This window comes from Sphingomonas glacialis (assembly GCF_014653575.1).
Taxonomy (GTDB): Bacteria; Pseudomonadota; Alphaproteobacteria; order Sphingomonadales; family Sphingomonadaceae; genus Sphingomonas; species Sphingomonas glacialis.
On the sequence record NZ_BNAQ01000003.1, the window covers coordinates 277,496 to 301,859 of the forward strand.

At 67.9% G+C, this 24,364-nt stretch carries 22 protein-coding genes; 9 read left to right on the forward strand and 13 right to left on the reverse strand.

Features of this window, described 5'->3' with window-relative positions; all coding sequences use genetic code 11:
• Positions 1 to 42: 42 nt before the first annotated feature.
• The 5 genes from IE187_RS12000 to IE187_RS12020 all read right to left on the reverse strand — a co-directional run bounded on the left by IE187_RS12000 (position 43) and on the right by IE187_RS12020 (position 5,065).
• Positions 43 to 819, reverse strand: coding sequence for an OmpA family protein (locus IE187_RS12000; protein WP_189676453.1), 777 nt, complete (start codon positions 817 to 819; stop codon positions 43 to 45).
• A gap of 85 nt (positions 820 to 904) precedes the next feature.
• Positions 905 to 1,954, reverse strand: a complete 1,050-nt coding sequence (gene recF, locus IE187_RS12005; protein ID WP_189676454.1) for a DNA replication/repair protein RecF — start codon at positions 1,952 to 1,954, stop codon at positions 905 to 907.
• 100 nt (positions 1,955 to 2,054) lie between these two features.
• Positions 2,055 to 2,843, reverse strand: coding sequence for a Coq4 family protein (locus IE187_RS12010; RefSeq protein ID WP_189676455.1), 789 nt, complete (start codon positions 2,841 to 2,843; stop codon positions 2,055 to 2,057).
• A gap of 255 nt (positions 2,844 to 3,098) precedes the next feature.
• On the reverse strand, positions 3,099 to 4,226 hold the full coding sequence (dnaN, locus tag IE187_RS12015; protein WP_133191353.1) for a DNA polymerase III subunit beta: 1,128 nt from the start codon (positions 4,224 to 4,226) through the stop codon (positions 3,099 to 3,101).
• 161 nt (positions 4,227 to 4,387) lie between these two features.
• Positions 4,388 to 5,065, reverse strand: coding sequence for an outer membrane protein (locus IE187_RS12020; RefSeq protein ID WP_133191352.1), 678 nt, complete (start codon positions 5,063 to 5,065; stop codon positions 4,388 to 4,390).
• 137 nt (positions 5,066 to 5,202) lie between these two features.
• Between IE187_RS12020 and IE187_RS12025 the strand changes: the two genes are divergently transcribed.
• The 4 genes from IE187_RS12025 to IE187_RS12040 all read left to right on the forward strand — a co-directional run bounded on the left by IE187_RS12025 (position 5,203) and on the right by IE187_RS12040 (position 8,600).
• Positions 5,203 to 5,871 carry a histidine phosphatase family protein gene (locus IE187_RS12025; protein WP_189676456.1) on the forward strand — a complete coding sequence of 223 codons (669 nt, stop codon included), beginning with the start codon at positions 5,203 to 5,205 and terminating at the stop codon, positions 5,869 to 5,871.
• Positions 5,868 to 6,347 carry a hypothetical protein gene (locus IE187_RS12030; protein ID WP_189676457.1) on the forward strand — a complete coding sequence of 160 codons (480 nt, stop codon included), beginning with the start codon at positions 5,868 to 5,870 and terminating at the stop codon, positions 6,345 to 6,347. Before IE187_RS12025 ends, IE187_RS12030 begins: the two co-directional genes overlap by 4 nt.
• A gap of 177 nt (positions 6,348 to 6,524) precedes the next feature.
• Positions 6,525 to 7,733 carry a dual-specificity RNA methyltransferase RlmN gene (rlmN, locus tag IE187_RS12035; protein WP_229839384.1) on the forward strand — a complete coding sequence of 403 codons (1,209 nt, stop codon included), beginning with the start codon at positions 6,525 to 6,527 and terminating at the stop codon, positions 7,731 to 7,733.
• 111 nt (positions 7,734 to 7,844) lie between these two features.
• The gene (locus IE187_RS12040) at positions 7,845 to 8,600 is read left to right on the forward strand and encodes a sulfite exporter TauE/SafE family protein (protein ID WP_189676458.1); all 756 of its coding nucleotides are present in this window, start codon (positions 7,845 to 7,847) and stop codon (positions 8,598 to 8,600) included.
• 7 nt (positions 8,601 to 8,607) lie between these two features.
• On the opposite strand, the gene IE187_RS12045 is transcribed toward IE187_RS12040, so the two are convergent.
• Genes IE187_RS12045 through IE187_RS12055 form a run of 3 tightly spaced genes read right to left on the reverse strand, consistent with a single transcriptional unit; the run spans position 8,608 to position 10,743 of the window.
• Positions 8,608 to 8,964 (reverse strand): cytochrome C nitrite reductase, encoded by a 357-nt coding sequence (locus IE187_RS12045; protein WP_189676459.1) that lies wholly within the window; start codon positions 8,962 to 8,964, stop codon positions 8,608 to 8,610.
• Positions 8,961 to 10,145, reverse strand: coding sequence for a molybdopterin-dependent oxidoreductase (locus IE187_RS12050; RefSeq protein WP_189676460.1), 1,185 nt, complete (start codon positions 10,143 to 10,145; stop codon positions 8,961 to 8,963). Before IE187_RS12050 ends, IE187_RS12045 begins: the two co-directional genes overlap by 4 nt.
• Positions 10,138 to 10,743, reverse strand: a complete 606-nt coding sequence (locus IE187_RS12055) for an NADPH-dependent FMN reductase (protein ID WP_133191345.1) — start codon at positions 10,741 to 10,743, stop codon at positions 10,138 to 10,140. The genes IE187_RS12050 and IE187_RS12055 overlap by 8 nt, the downstream gene beginning before the upstream one ends.
• Positions 10,744 to 10,999: 256 nt before the next feature.
• Between IE187_RS12055 and IE187_RS12060 the strand changes: the two genes are divergently transcribed.
• The 3 genes from IE187_RS12060 to IE187_RS12070 are packed head-to-tail and all read left to right on the forward strand — an operon-like array spanning position 11,000 to position 15,140.
• Entirely contained in the window at positions 11,000 to 13,180 is a 2,181-nt protein-coding gene (locus IE187_RS12060; protein WP_189676461.1) for a transglycosylase domain-containing protein, read from the forward strand.
• 44 nt (positions 13,181 to 13,224) lie between these two features.
• Complete coding sequence (locus IE187_RS12065) at positions 13,225 to 14,226, forward strand: threonine aldolase family protein (RefSeq protein ID WP_189676462.1); 1,002 nt, start codon at positions 13,225 to 13,227, stop codon at positions 14,224 to 14,226.
• On the forward strand, positions 14,223 to 15,140 hold the full coding sequence (locus IE187_RS12070) for a DMT family transporter (RefSeq protein WP_189676463.1): 918 nt from the start codon (positions 14,223 to 14,225) through the stop codon (positions 15,138 to 15,140). The genes IE187_RS12065 and IE187_RS12070 overlap by 4 nt, the downstream gene beginning before the upstream one ends.
• Here the strand turns inward: IE187_RS12070 and IE187_RS12075 are convergent.
• Together IE187_RS12075 and IE187_RS12080 are read right to left on the reverse strand one after the other, a co-directional pair.
• The gene (locus tag IE187_RS12075; RefSeq protein WP_189676464.1) at positions 15,050 to 15,886 is read right to left on the reverse strand and encodes a Rossmann-fold NAD(P)-binding domain-containing protein; all 837 of its coding nucleotides are present in this window, start codon (positions 15,884 to 15,886) and stop codon (positions 15,050 to 15,052) included. The genes IE187_RS12070 and IE187_RS12075 overlap by 91 nt on opposite strands.
• 123 nt (positions 15,887 to 16,009) lie before the next feature.
• Positions 16,010 to 17,611, reverse strand: a complete 1,602-nt coding sequence (locus IE187_RS12080) for a M28 family metallopeptidase (protein ID WP_189676465.1) — start codon at positions 17,609 to 17,611, stop codon at positions 16,010 to 16,012.
• A 104-nt stretch (positions 17,612 to 17,715) separates the two neighbouring features.
• Between IE187_RS12080 and pepN the strand changes: the two genes are divergently transcribed.
• The gene (gene pepN, locus IE187_RS12085) at positions 17,716 to 20,319 is read left to right on the forward strand and encodes an aminopeptidase N (protein ID WP_189676466.1); all 2,604 of its coding nucleotides are present in this window, start codon (positions 17,716 to 17,718) and stop codon (positions 20,317 to 20,319) included.
• A 7-nt stretch (positions 20,320 to 20,326) separates the two neighbouring features.
• On the opposite strand, the gene IE187_RS12090 is transcribed toward pepN, so the two are convergent.
• From IE187_RS12090 to pabB, 3 genes are all read right to left on the reverse strand, one after another.
• Entirely contained in the window at positions 20,327 to 20,464 is a 138-nt protein-coding gene (locus IE187_RS12090) for a hypothetical protein (RefSeq protein WP_189676467.1), read from the reverse strand.
• Positions 20,465 to 20,581: 117 nt separating this feature from the next.
• A complete protein-coding gene (locus tag IE187_RS12095) occupies positions 20,582 to 21,781 on the reverse strand; it encodes a pyridoxal phosphate-dependent aminotransferase (protein ID WP_189676468.1) in 1,200 nt (399 codons plus the stop codon).
• 49 nt (positions 21,782 to 21,830) lie between these two features.
• A complete protein-coding gene (pabB, locus tag IE187_RS12100; RefSeq protein ID WP_189676469.1) occupies positions 21,831 to 23,612 on the reverse strand; it encodes an aminodeoxychorismate synthase component I in 1,782 nt (593 codons plus the stop codon).
• A gap of 79 nt (positions 23,613 to 23,691) precedes the next feature.
• Between pabB and IE187_RS12105 the strand changes: the two genes are divergently transcribed.
• Positions 23,692 to 24,363 (forward strand): MBL fold metallo-hydrolase, encoded by a 672-nt coding sequence (locus tag IE187_RS12105; protein ID WP_189676470.1) that lies wholly within the window; start codon positions 23,692 to 23,694, stop codon positions 24,361 to 24,363.
• The last annotated feature ends 1 nt before the right edge of the window (position 24,364 follow it).

The following is a 24,364-nucleotide window of genomic DNA, read 5'->3' on the forward strand; positions in this document are numbered from 1 at the left end:
TGAAAACGGCCCCGGCGAGGATCGCCGGGGCCGTGATTGGGATCAGAAGCGGTCGGCGCGCTGGCCGAGCAGGGTGACCTCGACGCGGCGGTTCTGGCGCATGCCCTGCGGCGTCGTGTTGGGAGCAACCGGGCTCGCCTCGCCATGCCCGACGACCGAGAAGCGCGCACGCGTCACACCCATCTGGTCGAACGCGGTGCGGACCGCATCGGCGCGGCTCTCGGACAGTACCTGGTTGTGGGCGTCGGTTCCGCGCGAATCGGTATAGCCGTCAATCGCGACGCGCACGCCCGATTCCGATCGCAGGTAATTGGCGAGGCCGCGCAGCTTGTCGATCGCGCCGGGGCGCAGTACCGCGCTGTCGGTGGCGAAGAGCACATCCTCGTCGAGCCGCATCATCGCGCCGCGCGACGTCTGGCGGAAGCCATAGCCGCGCATCGCGCCGCGATCCCAGCCGCCGCCCTGCGGGCCACGCTGCTCGACGACGACGACCCGATCACGCGACTCCCAATCGAACCGGTCGCGGCGTGGGCCGGCGACCCGGGCGAAGGCGCGGTTGGCGGCGTCGGCCTCGCGCGGCTGGACGCGACCGTCGCGGTTATAGTCGAAATTGCGCATCACGAACGCGCGCCCGCGGTTGGTCTGACGCAGTTCGGGATAGAGGATCGGCACGCCAGCGCCGATCAGGCGGTATTCGCGGTCGCCGTTGCGGCCACCACCCCAGTCCCAGCGGTCCTGCGCGGATGCGGGGGCAACGCCTGCGCCAAGCGCGATCGCGGCGGCGGTTGCGGCGAGAATGGTCTTGCGAAATGTCGTCATCGGATAGTCTCCATGGCCCCCGCCATACAGCGGCAGATGCACCCGACCGCTTGAACGCGGCGTGAGTTCCGCCGACAGCCTGCGTTCAGCTGCCGAGCGTGAGGCGCACCGCGTCGCGCCCGAGATCGGTGAAGAGCGCATCCTCGGTCCCGGTCATCCACACCTGCCCCTTGCCCGCGAGCCGATCGAACAACGCCGCGCGCCGCACCGGATCGAGATGCGCCGCCACTTCGTCGAGCAGCAGCACCGGCGCGCTGCCGGTCCGTTCGGCGACGAGCTCGGCATGCGCGAGGATCACGCCGAGCAGCAGCGCCTTCTGCTCGCCGGTCGAGCAGAGACCCGCCGCCTGGTTCTTGCCGAGATGCGTCACCGCCAGATCGGCGCGATGCGGCCCGATCAGCGTGCGCCCCGCAGCGGCATCGCGCGCGCGGCTCTGCGCGAGATCGACGGCGAGCGTCGCACCACCGCCGGTCCACCCCTCCAGCGCAAGCCCGGCGCGCGCGAACGGCCCGTCGGCCTGCCCCGCCAGGCGATCGGCAAGCGCCGTTACCGTGTCGCGTCGCGCGGCGTCGATCGCCGCGCCGTGCTCGGCCATCTGCGCTTCGAGCGCCGACAGCCAGTCGCGATCGGGCGGCAGGTCATCGGCGAGCAGCCGATTGCGTGCGCGCATCGCCGCCTCGTAGCGATTGGCGTGGACCGCGTGCCCCGGCGCGAGCGCGAGCGTCAGCCGGTCGAGGAAGCGGCGTCGCTCGCCCGCGGGTTCGACGAACAGGCGGTCCATCGCCGGGGTCAGCCACAGCACCGTCAGCCATTCGCCGAGCGCGGTCGCGGCGACGGGCGATCCCTGGACGCGAACGATCCGCCGCTCGGGCGCCGCGGCTTGCGTGCCCGTCGCGATCGCCACATCGCCGAGCAGGTCGGCTGCGACACCGAAGCCGCCTGCCCCGCCTTGCCGTGCCATCTCGCCGAGCCCCGCGCGGCGCAATCCCCGACCAGGCGCGAGCAGCGATACCGCCTCGAGCACGTTGGTCTTGCCCGCGCCATTCTCGCCGGTCAGCACGACAAAGCCTGGGCCTGCGGCGATCGTCAGGTCGGCATGGTTGCGAAAATCGGTCAGGACGAGGCGCGTCAGCATCGCTGCGTGCCTTAGCCGGTTTTCACGTTGTGCCACCCGCCTTTTGCATCGCCGCCCGGCGACGCCATGGCAAACCGATCAGGCCGGCCGGGTGGTCGCCTCAGGCGGCAAGCCGTTCGGGTGCCGCAACCGCGTCGCCGCGCGTGCTGAGATAGGAAGCGAGCTCGGGCCCAAGCTCGCGCTGCGCCTTGAGATAGGCGTGCGGCGTCGCGATGCCGAGCCGCGCCCGCGCTGCGTCGAGCGGTTCGGCGAGCAGACGCTCGTAATCCTCGCCCGAAATCCACCGCGCGCGCCGCCCGAGGCGATAGCCCTCCCACACCGCTTTTGCGAACAGCGTGCCATGCGTCACCTTGAGGCTCTTCAACGCCGCCGCGCCACCGATGAACGCCCAGCCCAGCCCTCCGACCTGCGCGTAGGAGAATGCGACGAGGCATGCCTCGCCCAGACTCTCGTCGGCTTTGTAGCCCGTCAGCACATGCCAGATGTCGTGCGTGTCGCGAACGCGGCGGCCGAACCAGGCATAGGGATGCTGGACTTGATCCTCGCTGACGATCTGGCTGACCTCGACCAGACCATCGGCGGAATAGCCCGTCGTCGCGAGAAAATCGCGATAGGCGCCACCGACCGTGCCGGGCGCAAAGCCAGCGACGAACGTCGGATCGCCCAGACGCGCGGCCAATTCGACCTGCTCGCTCGCGAGCCGCCCGCCGTCGCTCGTGGCGATCAGGCGCGCATAGTTACGCGGCGCGTTGCCGACGTTGAGCGCGCGCATGATACGGAAGACTTGTGTCGTGTCGTCGCCATTGGCGAGCAATTTGCGAATCGCGTCAAAAGCGGTGCGCCAATCGCGCCGTCCAGTCGTGCCGGGGAACGGGGGAAGCTTCGCCATACGGGAATCCTCTACTGACAGGGTTGTCAGTAAGCACTGACACGCAAAGTGTCAATATCGGCGATGCTTCGAGGCCATCAGCTGCCATAGAGCGAGCGGCGCGGAGAGGGCGATCGGCCGGTCGATCAAAACGAACGTTGCCCTGCCGCTGGCGAGGGAAGCACTAGCGCTAAAATAGTGCGGGCCGCACGTGCCGACCCCGCAAGAACGGCCCAACGGCCACGTCTCGCGGTGTGGCTCGAGCGGCCTGCGAGCTCAGACGCGCATCGGCATGAGCACGTACAGCGCCGACGATTTGTCGTTTTCGCGGATCAGCGTCGGGGCGGCGGCATCGGCGAGATGGACTTCGATCGTGTCGCCCTCGAGCTGGCCGAGGATGTCGAGCAGATAGCGGCTGTTGAAACCGATCTCGAAGCCGAGCGCGACATATTCGCCGGGCACTTCTTCGGCCGCCGTGCCGTTTTCAGGCGACGTCACCGACAGGATGATCTTGTCGCGATCGAGCGCCATCTTGACCGCGCGCGTCTTCTCGGTCGCGATCGTCGAGACGCGATCGACGCCTTCCTCGAAGCTGCGCGGATCGATCTTGAGGATCTTGTCGTTGCCGGTCGGGATAACGCGGCTGTAATCGGGGAAGGTGCCGTCGATCAGCTTAGAGGTCAGCAGCGCCTGCCCCAGGTCGAAACGGATCTTGGTCGGCGAGAGCGAGACGCCGACCGAACCGTCGACTTCGTCGAGCAGCTTGCGCAGCTCGGCGATGCACTTGCGCGGGATGATCACGTCGGGCATCGACTCGGCGCCCTCGGGCCGCGGCATCGTCACGCGCGCGAGGCGGTGACCGTCGGTTGCAGCGGCCTTGAGCACGGGCCCCGCCCCGCCTGCACCGCCGTCATCGGAGACGTGCCAGAAGATGCCGTTGAGGTAATAGCGCGTTTCCTCGGTCGAGATCGCGAAGCGCGTCTTGTCGATGATCTGCTTGAGCGTCTCGGCGGGGAGCTCGAACGAGACGGGCAGTTCGCCCTCGGCGATCACCGGGAAATCGTCGCGCGGCAACGTGCCGAGCTGGAACTTTGCGCGGCCGGCCATGATCGTCATCTTGCCGTCGGCCGCGGCGAGGCTGACCTGGCTGCCCTCGGGAAGCTTGCGGCAGATGTCGAAGAAAGTGTGCGCCGACACCGTGGTCGCGCCGGGCTGGTCGACCGCGGCGGCGATCGTCTCGTTGATCTGCAAGTCGAGATCGGTCGCCATCAGCTTGAGGCCGCCCTCAGGCGTAGCCTCGATCAGCACGTTCGACAGGATCGGGATGGTATTGCGCCGTTCGACCACGCTTTGCACGTGGCTGAGGCCCTTCAACAGGGTCGCGCGTTCGATCGTCGCCTTCATGTCGTTCCCCCGGGCAAAGATCGCCCAAACATCCCACCGAATCTGCGCGCTTTTCAGCACATCGGGGGGCAATACGCCGTGTCCCTTTCCTTAAACATAAAAGGGGCCGGAGCAAGCGCTCCGACCCCCTTCTTGTCGCGGCAAAAGCTTGCCGGTCTGGTTCAGAAACGGACACCAACGCCAGCGACGACCTGGTGACGGTCGGTGTTGACGCTGAAATTGTTGGTGTTGCCGCCATTGGCATATTCGAGCCGCGCATCGCCATAGTTCGAATAGCGATATTCGACCTTGGCGTAGGTGGTGCGACCGATCTTCTGCTCGACACCGGCACCGACGCGGTAGCCGTCGAGGTTGTAATGGTTACCGGTGGTGACGGTGCCGTTGTTGGCGGTCAGATCGAGCCGGGCGTTGGTGTAGCCGCCCTTGGCGTAGATCATCGTCTTGGGGGCGACGACATAGCCGAGGCGCCCGCCGACATACAGATCGCGACCGGTCTTGACGCGGCCATAGCCGAGCGCGCCGGCGCTGGTGGGGGCGTTGCTGACGTCGGCGGTCGACCCCGTCACTTCGCCCTCGACGCCGAGCACGACGCCGTGGAACGCGGCGTCATAGCCGATATCGCCACCATAGGTAAGGCCGTCGGCCTTGCGGTTGCTGCCGATGTCCGAATTCGGGCCACGGCCGGGCTGCAGCTTGTCATAGCCGAGGATCACGCCGGCACGGGCACCGGTGAAGGTTGCATCGTCACGCGGCGGCGGGGGGCCGTCCTGGGCGAAGGCCGGAGCGGCCAGGCCGAGCGTGAGCGCTGCGGTTGCAGCGGTGAGAGCGAACTTGCGCATTGGGGTAACTCCATTGGTACACATCCACCGATCCCTGGTGGGAATGCTCAAATAGGTGACGGCGCAGCCCGTTGCATGAACCTCAGACAACGGGATAAAGCGTTGCTTTTGCGCCACACGGGGTTGAAAGCGACGCCATGGATTCCAACGCCCACAAGCCGCCACGAAGCGGCCCCAAAAGAACGGGCAGGGATTTCGTCGCGCGGCATGGCGAGACGGTGTTCAACGCCGCCGGGCGGCTGCAGGGCGACCATCCACACACCCCGCTGACGCGCGCCGGCTTCGCCCAGGCCGACGAGATGGGGCGGGCACTGCGCGCGCAGCTGGGAGCGAAACCGGCACTGACGTTATGGTCTTCGCCGACCGGGCGCGCCTTGCAGACGCTGGCGATCATTGCCGAGCATCTCGAGCTCGACTGGCACGCCGCGCGGACCGACGCGCGGCTGGTCGAGATCGGCACGGGGAGCTGGGGCGGGGCCTATTATGCCGACTTGGCCGATGCCGGCGTCACGGTGGTCGATCGCGCGCACGGGCTGCTGTTCCCGGCAGAAGATGGCGAAAGCTATCCCGAGATTGTGGCGCGTGTGTCAGGATGGCTGACCGATACCGAGAGCGATCACGGCGACCGGCTCGTCATCATGCACGGAATTTCGAGCCGGGTTTTGCGCGGTGTGATGACCGGCACGGCCGATCTGCCCGGATATGGCGCGCCCGCGGCGCCGGGATTACCGCAAGGATCGGTCGTCGCGATCGAGCACGGCGTCGAGTCGCTGGTGCATCGCGGCATGGGCCACGCCCCGGCATGAAGCGCCTGGCGCTGCTCGCGCTGATGGTCGCGACGCCCGCGGCGGCGCGCGATTCGCTCGGCGTGTTCGATCGCTGGGGCGCGTTCACCGATGCCGCGCCGCTCAGCTGCTATGCGATCGCGCAGCCGGTCGAGGCGGGCGGCGCATCGCGCTGGCGCCCGTTCGCGAGCATCGCGAGCTGGCCCGGTCGCGGCATCCGCAACCAGCTCCACATCCGCCTGAGCCGCGAACGCAATCCGCAATCGCGCGTGACGCTGTCGATCGGAGAGCGGCGCTTCGAACTCGTCGCGGGCAATGCCGACGCCTGGGCACCCGACCGGCGCACCGACGCCGCGATCATCGCCGCGCTTCGCTCAAGCCGCAGCATGAGCGTCGAGACGCTCGCCAAGAGCGGCGCGCCGTTCGCCGACGTCTATGCCTTGCGGGGCGCGGCGACCGCAATCGACGCGGCGTCGCTCGGGTGTGTGGGGCGCTAGCGGCCGACCTACTTCCTCCGTCTTCCCCGCGAAAGCGGGGATCCCGCTACTTTGTCGGCGTCATAAGAAGAAGCGGCACCCTCGCTTTCGCGAGGGTGACGGGGTGTTGGTCAATACGCTGATCGGCGAAACGCACCCCGGTAGAAAAACCCGCCGAAACACGCTATGTGCCAGCGCATGCCCAACTCCGCGACCACCCTCATGGCCATTCCCGGCCATATCGACCCCGTGCCCGTGCCCCGCGCCTTCGTGCCGCGCGCCGATGGCCGTATCGACTTGCTCGGCCTGTCCAAGGCCGATTTGCGGCTCGCGCTCGAGACCTCGCAGCTCGACCCCAAGCAAGCGAAGCTGCGCGCAAAACAGCTGTGGCACTGGATCTACAATCGCGGCGTGCGCGATTTCGCGCTGATGACCGACATCGCCAAGACGATGCAGCCGTGGCTCGAGCAACGCTTCGTCATCTCGCGCCCGCAAGTCGTCGAGGCTCAGGTGTCGAACGACGGCACGCGCAAATGGCTGCTGCGGTCGGACGACGGCAACGATTACGAGATGGTGTTCATCCCCGACGCCGACCGCGGAACCTTGTGCGTGTCGAGCCAGGTCGGCTGCACGCTCAACTGCCGCTTCTGCCATACGGGCACGATGCGGCTCGTCCGCAACCTGACCGCGGGCGAGATCGTCGGCCAGGTGATGCTCGCGCGCGACGCGCTCGGCGAATGGCCGAGCCAGCCCGAGGGGCGGATGCTCACCAACATCGTGATGATGGGCATGGGCGAGCCGCTCTACAATTTCGACAATGTCCGCGATGGCTTGAAGATCGTGATGGACGGCGACGGGCTCGGCCTGTCGCGCCGCCGCATCACGCTGTCGACCTCGGGCGTCGTGCCCTTGATGGCGCGCGCGGGCGAGGAGATTTCGGTCAACCTCGCCATCTCGCTCCACGCGGTGACCAAGGAAGTCCGCGACGAACTCGTGCCGATCAACAAGAAATACGGCATCGAGGAACTGCTGCAGGCGTGCGCCGATTATCCCGGCACCAACAATGCGCGGCGGATCACCTTCGAATACGTCATGCTCAAGGACAAGAACGACAGCGACGCCGATGCGCGCGAGCTCGTCCGGCTGCTCAAGCATTACGACTTGCCCGCGAAGGTCAACCTGATCCCGTTCAACCCATGGCCGGGCGCGCCATATGAATGCTCGACGCCTGAGCGGATCAAGTCCTTCTCGAACATCGTGTTCGACGCAGGCATCAGCGCGCCGGTGCGCACCCCGCGCGGGCGCGACATCGATGCGGCGTGCGGCCAGTTGAAGACCGCGAGCGAGAAGATGAGCCGGGCGGAGCTCGATCGTCAGGCCGAGGCGAAACTCGCGGCACTCGGCTGACCCTCACCGTCACCCCGGGCTTGTCCCGGGGTCCACCGTGCAGCAAGAGCATCGGGGGCAGGATGTGCGGCGCGGTGGACGCCGGGACAAGCCCGGCATGACGAGGTACGGGTGACTCTGCCTACCATAGCGCTGGCCGCTGGCGCCGGCATTCTCGGCGGTGCGATGAACGCGCTTGCGGGCGGCGGCAGCTTCGCGACCTTGCCTGCGCTCATCGCGCTCGGCCTGCCCGCCAACACCGCCAACGCGACTTCGAACGTCGCGCTGCTGCCCGGCGCGGGGACGAGTGCCTGGGCGTTCCGCACCGAGCTCGGTCCGATCGGCGGCGTGGGCCTGCGCACGCTCGTCGCCATCACCTTCGTCGGTGGCCTGGCGGGCAGCGCGCTGCTCGCGCTCACGCCGAGCCATGTGTTCGATCTCGTCATTCCCTGGCTGTTGCTGTTCGCCTTCCTGGTGATCGCCTTCGGCAAGACGGCCGCCGATGCGCTACGGCGTCGCGTCGCGATCGGGCAGCGGACGCTGATCGTCGCGCAAGGCCTGCTTGGCCTGTACGGCGGCTATTTCGGCGGCGGCGTCGGGCTGATGACGACGGCGGTCTACGGCCTGCTCGCAGGGGTCTCGCCGCGCGCGCTGTTCGCGCCGCGCACGCTGATGCTCGCGGTCGCCAATGCCGCCGCCGCAATCGTGTTCATCGCGGTCGGGCTGGTCGCGTGGAGCGCGTGCCTGCCGATGCTGGCGGGCGGGATGCTCGGCGGCTGGGGCGGCGCGCATCTCGGCAAGCGGCTGCCCGCCGGCGTGGTCCGCGCGTGGACGCTGCTCGTCACCGCGGTGACGACGGGCGTCTTCTTCTGGCGCGCCTACGGCTGAGCCGCGCTCAGCGCGCGGTGCCATCCTGCAGCGCGACCAGCGCCGCGACGAGCTTGGGATCGTCGGCCTCGGCGATCGACGCCTTGTAGGCGGTGCGCATCTTAGCGACTTCGGTCGCCCATTGCTCGGGCTTGAGCCGAGGTTGCGTCAGGATCTGTTCGGCCGAATGGCACGCGGTGCAATTGGTGCTGACGATCTCGGCGCTCGCGGGCAACGTCACGCTTTCGGTCGGCAGCGTGATACTTTGCGAGCTCAGCGCAATCGCGCGCGCGCCGCCGCCGGTGCGCGTCTCGCCTGGCGTGGCATAACGCTGGCACCCACCGAGCAGAAGCAGGAGCGCAACAAGGGGGAACGCGCGGCTCATACGGTAACCTTCGCGGTTTCGATCACATTGCGCATATAGCCGCCGGGATTCCAGATCGGGTCGGCGGCTTGCGTGATGCCGCGCACATTGGTCGCGCGCACCGCGACCGTGTGGCTGCCGCGTGGCAGGACCGCGGCCCAGCGGCGGAAGCCGTACTGCCCGTGATCGCGTCCGAGCTGTGCCGCATGCCAGCTTTTGCCGGCATCGATCGACCATTCGACCTTCGCGACGCCGGCATCGCCGCCCATCGCGATCCCGCGCACGGCTTGCGCATCGGCCTTGGTGAAGAACGCGCGCGGCAGCATCCGCCCGATCGGCGCAGTCGGGAAATCCTTCGCGCCGGGGACGACGCTCGCGCGCGGCGCGGTCGGGATGCGGTACGCCTTCTCCATCCAATAGCCCGTGTCGGGGCCGGTCAGCAGTTCGATCGAATCGAGCGCCTTGACCCAATAGGTCGAATAATAGCCCGGCACGATCAGCCGCAGCGGGAAGCCGTTGAGCAGCGGGAGCTGCACGCCGTTCATGCCGTATGCGACGATCACGTCGCGGCTGCGCGCCTCGGCAAGCGTCAGCGTCTTGGCGAACCACGGCGCATCGCCCGGCGGCTGGTCGAGCCCGGCGAATTTGACATGACTGCCCGTCGCGCCCGCGCGGTCGAGCAAGTCGGCGAGCCGCACGCCGGTCCATACCGCATGCCCCATCGCGCCATTGCCCCATTGCGCACCGGGCACGCGCGGGCCGAACAGCCCGCGCGAATTGCCCGAACATTGGTTGACCGCGGCGATCTCGACCGCGGGCATGCTCTGGATCGCATCGAGCGACAGCGACAGCGCGCGGTTGACCGCGCCCTTGATGTGCAACCGGAAAGCGGCAGCATCGACCGCCAAGGGAATGTCGGCATAGTGCCAGCGGACGAAGAAGCGGTCGTTGGGCGTCGCCGGATCGTCCGACAGCGCGCCGTCGAACGCCGCCATCGGCGTCTCGAGCAACGGCCCGCGCGTGCGCTGCAGGATCATGCCCGTCTTGCCGGGAAAGGCATCGGTCAGCGGGCGTCGGCCATCGTTCTCGGAAAAGCCGAGATCGACGAGCGACTGCGCCCACAACGGACTGCTCGCGAGTGCCCCTGCACCGAGCGCGAGCGCGCCGCGCCGGCCGATCTGCTGGCGCAACGCGTCATCCATGCTGGATCGCCAGCGGGGCAAAGCGCGCGACTTGCTGGCCGACCATGCGCAGCTGGTCGAGCACCGCTTGGTCGTTCGCGCCGCCTTCGTCATCGAACTTGGTGACTTGCGAATTGACCGCGGCGGCAAACGGCGTCGGCCAGCCGCGCAGCGCGTGGACGATCGAGCGCAGCGCCGCGATCGTGCTGCCCGTCGCCTGCCAGCCATACGCCGTCGCGATCAGCCCGACCGGCATGTCGGCGAGGTACGGCCGGTGCGGATCGCGCGCGGTTTCCTCGAGCAGATCGAGCGCATTCTTGACGACGCCCGAGATGCTGCCGTGATAGCCCGGCGAGGCGATGATCAACGCCGAGGCCTGGCGGATGGTATCGACGAAATCGCGCTCTTCCGCGGTGCGCGACGTCGCCTTGGGGTCATAGAGCGGCAGCCGCCCCATCTCGGCACCGCCGAACAGCCGCGTGCGGAAGCCCTCCTGCCCGGCCGCCTCGAGCGCGATCGCGAGCGCACGCTCGGTCGACGAGATGCCGCCGATCGTCCCGCCGATCCCCACCACCAGGGGCTGGCCGGCGACAGGCGAAGCAGAGAGAGCGTCGGACATGAACAAGGCTTTCGGCAGAGGGGCGCGACCGCCCGACGCTATTCTGATAGCGTTGTCAGGGGTCCACCTCAAGGTGGAAGTCGCCGGCGACCCTACGCTGCGCCGCCCGGATTCGGCAAGCGATCGCAATGCGCCGCGCGGGGAACGGCTCGCTTGGTCGCCAGTCGACTGCTACAGGCATGGCAATGTCGCCTCCCCGCTTGCCCCCTCTGTTCTACATGACTAATACACACACTCGTCGTTGCGGGATCTAGTCATGCGTTTCTTCTCCTCCGATCGCGACGCGGACTCGCGCCAGGCCGATGATGCGCTCGAACTGACGCACGGCATGCCGCCGCCCGAGCGGCGCATCGATCCCGGCTATCCACCGCAGCCGCCGTTCGATTACGAGCGCTACGCAGCACGGCTTCCCACCGCCCGGCGCCGCACGGTCACGCGCTGGATCATGCGCGGCGTTGCAGGGCTGATCGTGCTGTTCGTCTTCGCGGTCGGCTGGCTCGCGGTGACCGCGCCCTTGTCGAAATCGCTCCAGCCGCCGACGCCGCCAAGCATCACCTTGCTGTCCGACGACGGACGGCCGTTCGCGCGGCGCGGTGCGGTGATCGACGCGCCGGTCGACGCGGCCAAGCTCCCGAAAAACGTCACCAACGCGTTTCTCGCGATCGAGGACCGGCGCTTCCGCTCGCATTGGGGGATCGACCCGCGCGGGATCGCACGCGCCTTCTTCCACAATGTGACCTCGAAGGGACGCGACCAGGGCGGCAGCACGATCACGCAGCAGCTCGCCAAGAACGCGTTCCTCGATTCGGACCGCACCGCCGCGCGGAAAATCCGCGAAGTGATGATCGCCTTCTGGCTCGAGGCGTGGCTGACCAAGGACCAGATTCTCTCGCGCTATCTGTCGAACGTCTATTTCGGCGACAACGTCTATGGCCTGCGCGCCGCCGCGCGACACTATTTCGCAAGGAAGCCAGAGAATCTGTCGATCGGCCAGGCGGCGATGCTCGCCGGGCTGGTCAAGGCGCCCTCCAAGCTCGCGCCGACGACCAACCTGCAGGGCGCACGCGATCGCGCGCGGCTCGTCGTCGCGGCGATGGTCGACGCCAAGCTGCTCGACAAGGACGAAGCCGCGGGCGTCCGCCCCGCGCGCGTCGTTCCCGAAGCGAAGGCGCCGCTCCCCAACGGCACCTATTTCGCCGACTGGGTGCTTCCCGCCGCGCGCGACCATGCCGGCGAGATCGCCACCGAATCGACCGTCCGCACGACGCTCGACCGCCGCCTCCAGGCCGCCGCCGAGCGCGCGGTGAAGCGCGCGGGGCTCAAACAGGCGCAGATCGCGCTCGTCGCGATGCGCCCCGATGGACGCGTCGTCGCGATGGTCGGCGGGCGCTCCTATGCCGCAAGCCCGTTCAACCGCGCGACGCAGGCGCAGCGCCAGCCGGGATCGGCGTTCAAGCTGTTCGTCTATCTCGCCGCGATGCGCAGCGGGATGACGCCCGATTCGGTGATCGACGACAAACCGATCACGATCGCCAATTGGAGCCCCAAGAACGCCGATGGCCGCTATCTCGGCCCGATTACGCTGCGCCAGGCGTTCGCACGCTCGTCGAACGTCGCGGCGGCGCGGATCACGCAGCAGGTCGGTGTCGCCAAGGTCATCCAAGCGGCGCGCGATCTCGGCGTTTCGACCCCGATCCCGAGCGAGGCGACGATCGCGCTCGGCACGTCGAGCATGTCGCTGCTCGAACTGACGGCGGCCTATGCCGCGGTCGCCGCCGAGCAATATCCGGTGCGCCCGCGCGGGCTCGAGGATCCGCCCGAGCGCGGCGTGCTCGCGACGCTGACCGATCGCAGCCACGCGCTCGACGGCACGCTGCATGACGAAATGCTCGATTTGCTCTCCGCCTCGGCCGAGACCGGCACCGGCCGCGCAGCCGCGCTCTCGGTCAAGACCTATGGCAAGACCGGCACGACACAGGACAGTCGCGACGCGCTGTTCGTCGGCTTCGCCAACGGGCTGGTCGTCGGCGTGTGGGTCGGCAACGACGACAATACCCCCAACGCCGGCCTGTCGGGCGGCGGCGTGCCGGCGCGCGTCTGGCGTGATTTCATGCAGCAGGCGCTGGGAGTCGGTGCCGCGCAAGTCGCCGCGCCCGCCGAAGACGAAATGGTCGACCCCGACGCCGCCAACGGCATCGGCATCGGCGAGACGCTCGAGAATTTCCTCGATCCTTCGAACATTCCGCCGGTCGAGGGCGACATTCCCGGGATCGGCCGTGTGCGCTTGCGCAATGGCGAGCTCGACTTCCAGTCGAACCGGCCCGACGAGCGCGATCGTCGGCGGAGTGACCCCGAAGAGCGCGCCCCGCCCCGCGATTTCGGGCGCGAGCCTGACCGTGGTGGACGCGACTATCGGGATTATCAGGACGATCGCTGATCGCACGAGTTGACGCCGCGCACGCCCATCCGCAAGACCGCAGCATGCGCTTCTTCTCCGACAATGCCGCCCCGGTCCACCCGGCGATCTTCACCGCGATGGCCGACGCCAACGTGCTCGACACCGCTTATGATGGCGATCGCTGGAGCAAGGCGCTCGACGCGCGCTTTTCCGAGCTGTTCGAGACCGAGGTGCGCGCGCTGTGGGTGCCGTCTGGCACTGCGGCGAACTGCCTCGCGCTCGCTGCGATGTGCCCGCCGCATGGCAGCATCGTGTGCCACCGCGACGCGCATATCCAGAATGACGAATGCGGCGCGCCCGAATTCTACACGCACGGCGCCAAGCTGTTCCTCGCCGATGGCGACGGCGCCAAGCTGACGCCGCAAACGATCAGCGCGGTGCTCGATGCGACGCGCTACGACGTCCACCAGACGCAGCCGCATGCGATCTCGATCACCAATGCGACCGAATATGGCCGCGTCTATTCGCCCGCCGAGGTCGCTGCGATCGGCGATCTCGCCAAGGCGCGCAAGCTCGGGCTGCATATGGACGGCGCGCGCTTCGCCAATGCGGTCGCCTCGCTCGAGTGCGCGCCCGCCGACGTGACGTGGCGTGCCGGCGTCACCGCGCTGAGCTTCGGCTTCATCAAGAATGGCGGGATGAACGCCGAAGCGCTGATCTTCTTCGATACCGACCTCGCCGACGCGACGCTCTACCGCCGCAAGCGCGCGGGAATGCTGCTGTGCAAGGGGCGCTACCTCGCGGCGCAATTGCTCGCGATGACCGAGGGCGATCTGTGGCTCGATCTTGCGCGTAACGCCAACACCGGCGCAGCGTTGCTCGCCGCCGCGGCGGGCGACCGGCTGGTGCATCCGGTCGAGGCGAACGAGGTGTTCATCCGCGTGTCGGCCGCCGAAGCTGCGAGCCTGCGCGCGCTCGGCTTCGATTTCTACGATTGGGGCCCGGGCGAAGCGCGGCTCGTCATCTCGTGGAACCAGGATCCCGCCGACATCCGGCCGCTCGCCGACGCGATCGCGGCGCTTTGAGCACTGGACCGACGCCCAGTTCGAGCAAGCTCGCGATCCTGATTCCGTTCGGGATCGTCACGCTGATCTGGGGCTCGACCTGGCTCGTCATTCGCGGGCAGCTCGGCGTGGTGCCGGCGAGCTGGTCGGTGACGTACCGCTTCCTCGTCGCTGGCGTTGTCATGTGCAGCTATGCGCTGATCCGGCGTGAATCGCTGCGGCTCGATGCGCGTGGGCTGTGCTTCGCGGCGGTGCTCGGGCTCGCGCAATTCTGCCTCAACTTCAACTTCGTTTATCGCGCGGAAATGCACATTACGTCGGGGCTGGTCGCGGTGGTGTTTGCGCTGATGCTGCTGCCCAATGCGGTGTTCGGGCGGATCTTCCTGGGGCAGCAGCTCGGGCGGCAGCTGATTATCGGCATGGCGGTGGCGATGGCGGGGGTCACGCTGCTGTTCGTGCGCGAGATCCGGATCGATCCGCACGGGCCGATCGAGGCGCTGACCGGGATTGGCTTCACGCTGCTGGCGATCTTCTCGGCCTCCTCGGCGAACGTGATGCAGGGCACGCAGACCGCGCGCGCCTATCCGATGATCCCGATGCTCGGGGTCGCGATGCTGCTCGGTGCCACGTTCGACGGGGCGTTTGCCTGGGTGACGACGGGACCGCCGGTGATCGAGCTCACGCTCCCTTATCTTGCGGCGACGCTGTATCTCGGAGTGTTCGCCTCGGCGATCGCCTTCCCGCTCTATTTCGGCGTGCTGCGCGTGATAGGTCCGGCCAAGGCGGCCTATTCGGGCGTGCTCGTGCCCGTCATCGCGATGTGCCTGTCGACGCTGTTCGAGGGCTATCGCTGGTCGCTGCTGGCGGGCGCGGGTGCGGCGCTGGTGATCGGCGGGCTGGTCATCGCTTTGAGGGCGCGCAGGCCCGCGCGATAGTCGCGATACGCCGGGCGCCAGCCGAGCACGCGCTTTGCTTTGGCGTTGGCGATGCGGCGATTCTCGGCATAGAAACCGCGCGCCATCGGCGAGAGCGAGTCGAGCGGCACGAACGGGGGGGGATCGCGCCCGAGCAGGGCGGCGGCAAAGGCGATGACGTCGTTCTGGCTCGCCGGCACATCATCGGCGAGGTTGTACGCTCCCGCCGGAGCATCGAACCCCGCAATCACGCCCGACACGATATCGTCGACATGGGCGCGGCTGAACACCTGGCCGGGCGATTCGACGCGGTGCGCAGCGCCGCTCGCGACGCGGTCTAGCGGCGAGCGGCCGGGGCCGTAGATCCCCGGCAAGCGGAATACGCGCGCACCGAGCGCCAGCCAGTCGCGATCCGCCTCGGCGCGTGCGCTGCGGCGGCCGGTGCCGATCGGCGCGGTTTCATCGACCCACGCGCCCGCCGCATCGCCGTAAACGCCGGTCGAGGAGAGATAGCCGAGCCACGCCCCGCTCCGTGCGAGCGCTGGACCGTAGGAGACAAGCACCGGATCGATCTCGCCCGACGGCGGGACCGACGAGAGCACATGCGTCGCGACCGCGGTCTCGCGCGCGATCGCGGCGCCGTCCTCGAAGCGGAGCGTGTCGCCGCGGCCATCGCGCGTCGTGCCGACGACTTGCCAGCCCGCCGCGCGCACCCGCGCGGCCAGCACTTGCGCGGTGTAGCCGAGCCCAAAGATCAGGAGACGCATGTCATGCCCTTAGCAGTTCCCCGGCGCAGGCCGGGGCGCAGCAGCGCAGGCTGCTGCAAAGACCGTTGCGCTCGCCCATTCCGTCCGTCAGCCTGGGGCCCGGCCTTCGCCGGGGAACCGAAATTATCTCGCGCCATAGCCATGATAGAGCAACCCGAAGAAGTCGCCCTTGTTCCAGCGCGGCCGCGCATCGCCATCGGCGATCGCGCGGGCGATCGCGTAATTGGCGTCGACGAAGCGAATGCCCTGCCGCCAGTCGATCGGTTGCGCCAGATCGTCCGACGGCTGGTGATAGCGATGCGCGAAGAAATCGGCGGTCGCCGCCTTGCCCGGCCCCTTCTGCCCCGGCCACAGGAACACCGAAGGCACGCCTTGCTGGACGAAGCGATAATGGTCCGAGCGCACGAAGATCCCCTGCGCCGGATCGGGATCGGGCGACATCGTGACGCCGAGCGTCCCCACCGCCTGCGCGACGATCGGCCCGAGCGTCGAGCGGTCGGCGCCGAACACCGTCATGTCCTCGAACGCGTAGGACAGGATCGGCATGTCGAGGTTCACATCGGCGACGATCGACTGGATCGGCACGGTCGGGTGCTTGGCGAAATAGTCCGAGCCGACCAGCCCCTTCTCCTCGGCGGTGACCGCGAGGAACAGGATCGAGCGCCGCGGGGGCTTGCTCGACGCCTTGAAGCGCCGCGCTTCCTCGATCAGCGCGGCGATGCCGACGGCATTGTCTTCGGCGCCGTTGTAGATCGCGTCGCCCTTCGCATCGGGCGTGCCGACGCCGAGATGGTCGAGATGCGCCGACAGCACGACCACTTCCTTGCCGAGCTTGGGGTCGCTGCCGGGGATCAGCCCCGCGACATTGCCGCTCATCGCAGGCTCGAAGCGCGTCTTCAGCGCGACCGTCGCCCCGATGTTGAGCGGCATCGCGCGAAAGGTCGCGTTGCTGTCGGCAACGCGCGCCGCGATCGCGGACCACGGCGTCTTGGCCTGCGCGAACAATTTGGCCGCGCCCGTACCACTCAACGTCGCGAGGATCGGCACGCCGGGCGAATCGCCCGTCCCATCGGCGCGCGCCCAGGTCGTGCGCGGCCGGTCGAAGCTCGCGCCGCCCTGCGGCAGCGTCGCGCGCGTGAGCACGATCGCGCCGACCGCGCCGTGCGCCGCGGCGATCACCGCCTTGGTCGCGGGGCTCGAGAAATGCGCGCGCTCCTCGCTCTGGAAGCTGAGCGGCGCGCCGCCGAAAAACGCGACGATCTTGCCGCGCACATCGACGCCAGCATAATCGTCGCGCTTGTAATCGGGCGCGACCAGCCCGTAGCCGACGAACACCACCGGCGCATCGAGCGCGGTCTGCGCCGCGCCCGCCACCACACCCGGCATATAGTCCTCGCCGAATACCAGCCCGAGCGGCGCCGCACCGGGCCGCGTCAGCACGACGTCGCCCTTGTCCGCCGCGCGATAGCTGACGAGCGGCACCTTCTGGATATAGCTGCCGCCGTCGCCTGCGGGCTTCAACCCCGCGGCATAGAATTGCGCCGCGACATATTCGGCGGCGATCCGGTATTCGGGGCTCCCGGCGTCGCGCCCTCGCAACGCGTCGGAAGCGAGGAACAGCACATGCGCCTTCATCGCGGCCTGATCGTCGGGCAGCGGCGCGTCCTGCGCGCTCGCCGCCGGCGTCATCGCGATCGCCGCCAGCGCAAGGAACCGGATCTTCATGTCTGCCCTCATCATCTGTACGAGCGCGGTAGCACAGCGCCGCGCACGCACAAACGGCGCGATTTCGGTAGCGAGCGGCAAACAGCCACCCTACATCTTGGTCAATGCTCGATCTCCAGACCAGCCTCGCCCAGCCCCATGTCACGCGCCGTGCGGAATATACGCCGCCCGACTGGCAAGTGCCCGAAATCGCGCTCGACTTTGCGCTCGATGCCGCGGCAACGCGCGTCAAGGCGACGCTGCACGTCCAGCGCGGCGATCTGCATCAGCGTCCGCTGCGGCTCGATGGCGCCAGCCAGACCCTGCTGTCGGTCAAGGTCGACGGCGTCGCGGTCAATGACTGGACGCTCGACGGCGAGACGCTGGTCCTGCCACTGAGCGGCTCGGCGCATGTCATCGAGACCGAGGTCGAGATCGCGCCCGAACGCAACACGCAGTTGATGGGGCTCTACGCCTCGGGCGGCAATCTGTGCACGCAGTGCGAGGCCGAAGGCTTCCGCCGCATCACCTATTTCCCCGACCGGCCCGACGTGCTCAGCCGCTATCATGTCCGTATGAGCGCCGACAAGGCGCGCTATCCCGTGTTGCTCGCCAATGGCGATCCGATCGCGGCGGGCGAGCTCGAAGGCGGACGGCATTGGGCCGAGTGGCGCGACCCCTTCCCCAAGCCGTGCTACCTCTTCGCGCTCGTCGCGGGCGAGCTCGCGGTCAATCGCGGCAGCTTCGTCACGATGTCGGGGCGCGAGGTCGAGCTCGGCATCTGGGTCCGCGCCGCGGATATCGACCGTACGCATCATGCGCTCGACGCGCTCAAGACGTCGATGGCATGGGACGAGCGCGTCTATGGCCGCGAATATGATCTTGACGTGTTCAACATCGTCGCGGTCGACGATTTCAACTTCGGTGCGATGGAGAATAAAGGCCTCAACGTCTTCAACTCGCGCTACATCCTCGCCGATCCCGACACTGCGACCGATTACGATTACGACGCGATCGCCGCGGTCGTCGCGCACGAATATTTCCACAATTGGTCGGGCAACCGCGTCACCTGCCGCGACTGGTTCCAGCTGTCGTTGAAGGAAGGCTTCACGGTCTATCGCGACCAGGCGTTTTCGGCGGACCAAGGCTCGGCCGCGGTCAAGCGGATCGAGGACGTGCGGGGCTTGCGCGCGTCGCAATTCCCCGAGGATGCCGGCCCGCTCGCGCATCCGATCCGCCCCGACGAATATCAGGAAATCTCGAACTTCTACACCGCCACGATCTACAACAAGGGCGCCGAGATCATCGGCATGCTTGCGACGATCCTCGGCCGCGAGAAATTCCGCGCCGGGACCGATCTCTATTTCGACCGCTTCGATGGCACCGCCGCGACCTGCGAGGATTTCGTCGCGAGCCTCGAGGACGCGAGCGGCATCGACTTGACGCAATTCCGCCGCTGGTACGGCCAGGCAGGCACGCCGCGCGTCACCGCGTCGTTGCACCACACCGAAGGCTCGGGCCGCGCCGAACTCGTGCTCGCACAGCGCACGCCGCCCACGCCGGGGCAGGAGCACAAGCTGCCGCTCGTGCTGCCGCTGCGCATCAAGCTGTTCGGGGCCGAGACCGCGCAGACCGTCGCGCCCGAACAGACGATCCTGCTGACCGATGCCGAGGAACGCATCGTGTTCGAAGGGGTCACCGAACGCCCGGTGCTGTCGATCAACCGTGGCTTTTCCGCTCCCGCGATCCTCGAAACCGACCGCACCGCCGCCGACCTCGCCTTTCTCGGCGCGCATGACGATGATCCGTTCGCGCGCTACGAGGCGTTGCAGCAATTGATGCTCGATACGCTGGTCGCCGCTGCGGGCAACAATCGCGCCGACACCGCTGCGGTCGTCAAGGCAGTCGCGGGGACGCTTGCCGACGCGACGCTCGATCCGGCGTTCATCGCCGAGGCGGTACTGCTTCCGTCGGAAAGCTTCATCGGTGACCAGATGGCGGTCGTCGACCCGGAGGCGATCTTCCGCGCGCGCGAGGCCTTGCGGCGCGAGATCGGGCGGACGCTCGAGGCTGACTGGCGCGCCGCGTACGACGAATCACAGGCGACGGGTTCGGGCTATGTCTACTCCCCCGAAGCGAAGGGCCTACGCCGGCTCAAATCGGTCGCGCTCGGCTACATCGCCGCTTCGGGGGCGAGCGATGCCGCCGCGCTCGCCTTCGCGCAGTTCGAGGCCGCCGACAACATGACCGACCGGCAGAGCGCACTGACCACGCTGGTCGCCGGCGACTCGGCCGAACGCATTGCAGCGCTCGACATCTTCTACAATCGCTACAGCGACAATGCGCTGGTGCTCGACAAATGGTTCTCGGTGCAGGCGATGGCACCGCGTGACGATACCGGCGCGATGGTCGCCGAATTGCTGCGGCATCGCGCTTTCACGCTCACCAACCCCAATCGCGCGCGCGCGCTGATCGGGGCGTTCGGGGTGAACCAGCGCGCGTTCAATGCGGTCGATGGGTCGGGGTATCGCTTGCTTGCAGAGCAGCTGATCGCGCTCGACCGGATCAATCCGCAGACTGCCGCCAAGCTGATCGCGCCGCTTGGACGCTGGCAGCGCTACGATGCAGCGCGCGGGGGCATGATGCGGGCGGAACTGGCGCGGATCGTCAAAACGCCGGGTCTGTCGAAGGACATGTTCGAGCAAGCGTCGAAAAGTCTCGACGCCTGAAGGTCGTTTAGCGTGCGGCGGCGACCTGGCTCGCCGTCGCGGCGCGCGCCGGTTCCATCGGATGCAGCGTCACGAGCGCCAGCGCACCCAGCGCGAACCCACCGACGAACTTCCACAGGAAATCGGACTTCAAGACGCTACGCATTGCTTCTGACCTTTCGCGTCCGGCCCCGTGCCGAATCGCTGCGGTGCAGCAAATCGGCTTCTCGGGATCGTTTCGCAAGCGGCTTATTGGCAACCCAGCGTTAACGGAAACTGACCGTTAGCGCAGCGCCGCGCACGCCGTCTGGATCCGCTCGCACGCTTGCGTGAGCAGCGCGTCCGACGTCGCGTACGAAATCCGCATCGCCGGCGAGAGGCCGAACGCCGCGCCCTGCACTGCCGCGACCTTGGCATCGTCGAGCAGATAGCCGACGAACGCTTCGTCGGTATCGATCAACTTGCCCGCAGGCGTCGACTTACCGATCACGCCCGACAGATCGGGGTAGACGTAGAACGCGCCCTGCGGCCGCGGGCAGGTGATGCCGTCGGCCTGGTTGAGCATCGACACCACCAGATCGCGCCGCCCCTGGAAGACGCGCGCCCAATCCTTGAGGAAGCTCTGGTCGCCGTTGAGCGCGCCCGTCGCCGCGGCCTGCGCGATCGAGCAGGGGTTGCTCGTCGATTGCGACTGGAGCTTGGCCATCGCCTTGATCAACCACGACGCGCCGCCGGCATAGCCGATCCGCCAGCCGGTCATCGCATAGGCCTTCGAACAGCCGTTGGCGGTCAGCGTGCGCTCGTAGAGCGACGGGCAGACCTGCGCGATCGTCGCGAATTCGAAGCCGTCGTAGAGGATATGCTCATACATATCGTCGGCGAAGATCCAAACGTGGGGATGCCGTTCGAGCACCTCGCCGAGCGCCTTCAACTCGGCGGCGGTGTAGGCAGCGCCGGTCGGGTTCGACGGCGAGTTGAGGATCACCCACTTCGTGCGCGGCGTGATCGCCGATTCGAGCTGCTCGGGAAGCAGCTTGTAGCCCTGCGACGCGCCCGCCGCGACGAACACCGGCGTGCCGCCCGCGAACAGCACGACATCGGGATAGCTCACCCAATAGGGTGCCGGGATGACGACTTCGTCGCCGGCGTCGAGCGTCGCGACCATCGCGTTGAACAGCGTGTGCTTGCCGCCGACATTCACCGTGATCTGGTCGGGCGTGTAATGGAGGCCGTTGTCGCGCGCGAACTTGGCGACGATCGCGGCCTTCAGCTCGGGCGTGCCATCGACATTGGTGTATTTGGTCTTGCCGTCATGGATCGCCTGGATCGCGGCGTCCTTGATGAAATCGGGCGTGTCGAAATCGGGTTCGCCCGCACCAAGGCCGATCACGTCGACGCCGGCGCGTTTCAGCTCCTGGACGCGCGTCGTGATCGCAAGCGTTGGCGAGGGCTTGATGCGGACGAGCGCGGCGGATGGCTGCATGTGAAGGACCTTGCGGAAATGCCGCGGTGCGGCGGGTTCGCGCGAGCGCTTATCGTGCCGAAGCGTTTGTCGCAACCACGCGCCGCGCACGAATCAGTCCGCGCAGGGCGTTTCCGACGAAAAAATCCTGCGTCAGATCGGCCTCGGTGAGGTCCCCCTCGATCGCTTGGCCCTGCGCGACGAGATCGGCGCGCAGCACGCCAGGCAGCAGTCCGTCGGCGAGCGGCGGCGTCACCAGCGTGTCGCCGCGCGGCACGAACAGCGTCGTGAAGCTCCCTTCGGTCAGCCGCCCGTCAGGCCTCACGAACACGACTTCGTCGCAGCCAGCCGCGCGCCGCGCGTCATCGTAGAAGCCGCGGTCGCTGGTCTTGTGGCGCAAGCGGATATCCGCCGGCGTGACGGGCAACGGCACCACCGCGACCGATAGCGGCGCATCGCGCACCGCGGGCAGCGGCGCGACCTCGATCGCCACGGCGCCGCTGCGCGCGAGCAGCAGCCGGACCTTGCGCCCCGCGCGCAGCCGGAAGGTCGCCGCCTGCAATTCATTGCGCGCGCTGTGCCGATCGAACGCGAAACCGAACGCGCGCGCACTCGCGGTCAGCCGCTCGAGATGGCGGTCGAGCCGCAAGATGCCGTGTTCGGGATCGAACGCCATCGTCTCGATCAGGTCGAACGGCCGCGGATCGCGCGTCATAAAGGCGGTCTTCGCCCTGGCTTCGTCCCATTCGTCGGCGGCGCGCGAATCGGCGACGATCCCGCCCCCTGCACCGTAGCGCGCGTGGCTCGCGCCATGCGGCAGCGTCAGCGTGCGGATCGCGACGTTGAACATCGCATCGCCGTCAGCATCGAAACGGCCGATCGCCCCGGTATAAAGCCCGCGCGGCCCCTGCTCGATCTCGGCGATCGCCTGCATCGCCGCGATCTTCGGCGCGCCGGTGATCGACCCGCACGGAAACAACGCGGCGAGCACGTCGATTGCATCGGTCTCGGGCGCGATCTGCGCGGTGGCGGTCGAGACGAGCTGGTGGACGGTCGGATAGCGCTCGACCTCGAACAGATGCGGCACCGCGACCGAACCCGCGCGCGCCACCCGCGCAAGATCGTTGCGCATCAGATCGACGATCATCAGATTTTCGGCGCGCTGCTTGGGATCGTCGGCGAGCGCGCGCGCGGCGGCGGCATCCTCGGCCGGGGTGGCCCCGCGCAGTGCCGTCCCCTTCATCGGGCGACACGTCAGCGTCTCCCCCTCGAGCGCGAAGAACAGTTCGGGCGAAAGCGAGAGCACCGCCATGGCGCCAGTGTCGATCAGCGCCCCGAACCCCGCGCGTGCACTCTCGCGCAACCGCGCATAGGCCGAGCGCGGATCCCCGAGCAGCGCGATCTGGCCGAGATGCGTGAGATTGGCCTGATACAGATCCCCGGCGGCGATCAGCGCCTGCACCGCTGCGAACTGCGTGTCGTAATGGCGCTTGTCGATCGTCGACTCGGGCGCGCCGATCCAAGCGCCTGCGGGATCGGGCAACAGGCCGGGAACATCCTCGCGCGCGATCTCGGCAAAGTCGGTGAACAGCCCGAACCACAGCAACGGCATGTCCGATTCCGCCGGCTCGGCGAGCGCTGGCTCGAACGCCGCCCCCGCTTCGTACGACAGGAACCCCGCCGCGTGGAGCCCGTCGCGCCGGGCGGCGCGCAGTTCGGCCAGCGCGGGCGCGATCTGCGCGAGAGTCCACGCCGCGACGATCCGCACCGGATCGCGATAGAGCCGCGCCGGTGCGCCGCCGTCACGGGCATCGTCGAGCAGGACGAAAGGCGGGGAAAGACGCGTCACCATATGTCGTTTCGCAGATGCCCCGGCTTTGCTGCCCGGGGCAACCCTTGGTTTTCGCGGTGGTCCGCCGTATCTCGGACGCATGAGCACCCAAGCCCCCCTGCCGCCGCTCCGCGCCGCGATCATTCCCGTCACACCGCTCCAGCAGAATTGCACGCTGCTGTGGTGCACCGCGACGATGCGCGGCGCGTTTGTCGATCCCGGCGGCGACCTCCCCAAGCTGCTCGCCGCGGCGCAGGAACACGGCGTCACGGTCGAGAAAATCATCCTGACGCACGGCCATATCGACCATTGCGGCGAGGCCAAGCCCCTCGCCGACCAGCTCGGCGTGCCGATCGAGGGCCCGCACGAGGAAGACCGCTTCCTCACCTGCTCGCTCTCCGAGAGCGGCGCGCAATACGGCATCGCCGGCATCAATTTCGAACCCGACCGCTGGCTGGTCGAGGGCGACACCGTCAGCGTCGGCGATCTGGTGCTCGATGTGTACGAGACACCGGGCCACACGCCGGGTCATGTCATCTTCCATCACGGGCCGTCGAAGCTGGCGATCGTCGGCGACGTGCTGTTCGCGGGCTCGATCGGCCGCACCGATTTCCCGCGCGGCAACCATCCGCAGTTGCTCGAATCGATCGTGACCAAGCTGTGGCCACTCGGCGACGACACGACCTTCCTTCCCGGCCACGGCCAGCCAAGCACCTTTGCGCACGAGCGTCGGACCAACATGTTCGTCAGCGACGCGGCGATGGCAGCGTGAG

Excerpts from the sequence above, each read along its gene's own strand:
- IE187_RS12045 (WP_189676459.1), bottom strand. The coding sequence starts at position 8,964 with ATGAGCCGCGCGTTCCCCCTTGTTGCGCTCCTGCTTCTGCTCGGTGGG.
- IE187_RS12075 (WP_189676464.1), bottom strand. The coding sequence starts at position 15,886 with ATGCGTCTCCTGATCTTTGGGCTCGGCTACACCGCGCAAGTGCTGGCC.
- IE187_RS12030 (WP_189676457.1), top strand. The coding sequence starts at position 5,868 with ATGAAGCGCCTGGCGCTGCTCGCGCTGATGGTCGCGACGCCCGCGGCG.
- IE187_RS12105 (WP_189676470.1), top strand. The coding sequence starts at position 23,692 with ATGAGCACCCAAGCCCCCCTGCCGCCGCTCCGCGCCGCGATCATTCCC.
- IE187_RS12055 (WP_133191345.1), bottom strand. The coding sequence starts at position 10,743 with ATGTCCGACGCTCTCTCTGCTTCGCCTGTCGCCGGCCAGCCCCTGGTG.
- recF (WP_189676454.1), bottom strand. The coding sequence starts at position 1,954 with ATGCTGACGCGCCTCGTCCTGACCGATTTTCGCAACCATGCCGACCTG.
- pabB (WP_189676469.1), bottom strand. The coding sequence starts at position 23,612 with ATGGTGACGCGTCTTTCCCCGCCTTTCGTCCTGCTCGACGATGCCCGT.
- IE187_RS12065 (WP_189676462.1), top strand. The coding sequence starts at position 13,225 with ATGCGCTTCTTCTCCGACAATGCCGCCCCGGTCCACCCGGCGATCTTC.
- pepN (WP_189676466.1), top strand. The coding sequence starts at position 17,716 with ATGCTCGATCTCCAGACCAGCCTCGCCCAGCCCCATGTCACGCGCCGT.
- IE187_RS12020 (WP_133191352.1), bottom strand. The coding sequence starts at position 5,065 with ATGCGCAAGTTCGCTCTCACCGCTGCAACCGCAGCGCTCACGCTCGGC.
- IE187_RS12060 (WP_189676461.1), top strand. The coding sequence starts at position 11,000 with ATGCGTTTCTTCTCCTCCGATCGCGACGCGGACTCGCGCCAGGCCGAT.
- IE187_RS12010 (WP_189676455.1), bottom strand. The coding sequence starts at position 2,843 with ATGGCGAAGCTTCCCCCGTTCCCCGGCACGACTGGACGGCGCGATTGG.
- IE187_RS12000 (WP_189676453.1), bottom strand. The coding sequence starts at position 819 with ATGACGACATTTCGCAAGACCATTCTCGCCGCAACCGCCGCCGCGATC.
- dnaN (WP_133191353.1), bottom strand. The coding sequence starts at position 4,226 with ATGAAGGCGACGATCGAACGCGCGACCCTGTTGAAGGGCCTCAGCCAC.
- IE187_RS12095 (WP_189676468.1), bottom strand. The coding sequence starts at position 21,781 with ATGCAGCCATCCGCCGCGCTCGTCCGCATCAAGCCCTCGCCAACGCTT.
- IE187_RS12080 (WP_189676465.1), bottom strand. The coding sequence starts at position 17,611 with ATGAAGATCCGGTTCCTTGCGCTGGCGGCGATCGCGATGACGCCGGCG.
- IE187_RS12090 (WP_189676467.1), bottom strand. The coding sequence starts at position 20,464 with ATGCGTAGCGTCTTGAAGTCCGATTTCCTGTGGAAGTTCGTCGGTGGG.
- IE187_RS12025 (WP_189676456.1), top strand. The coding sequence starts at position 5,203 with ATGGATTCCAACGCCCACAAGCCGCCACGAAGCGGCCCCAAAAGAACG.
- rlmN (WP_229839384.1), top strand. The coding sequence starts at position 6,525 with ATGCCCAACTCCGCGACCACCCTCATGGCCATTCCCGGCCATATCGAC.
- IE187_RS12050 (WP_189676460.1), bottom strand. The coding sequence starts at position 10,145 with ATGGATGACGCGTTGCGCCAGCAGATCGGCCGGCGCGGCGCGCTCGCG.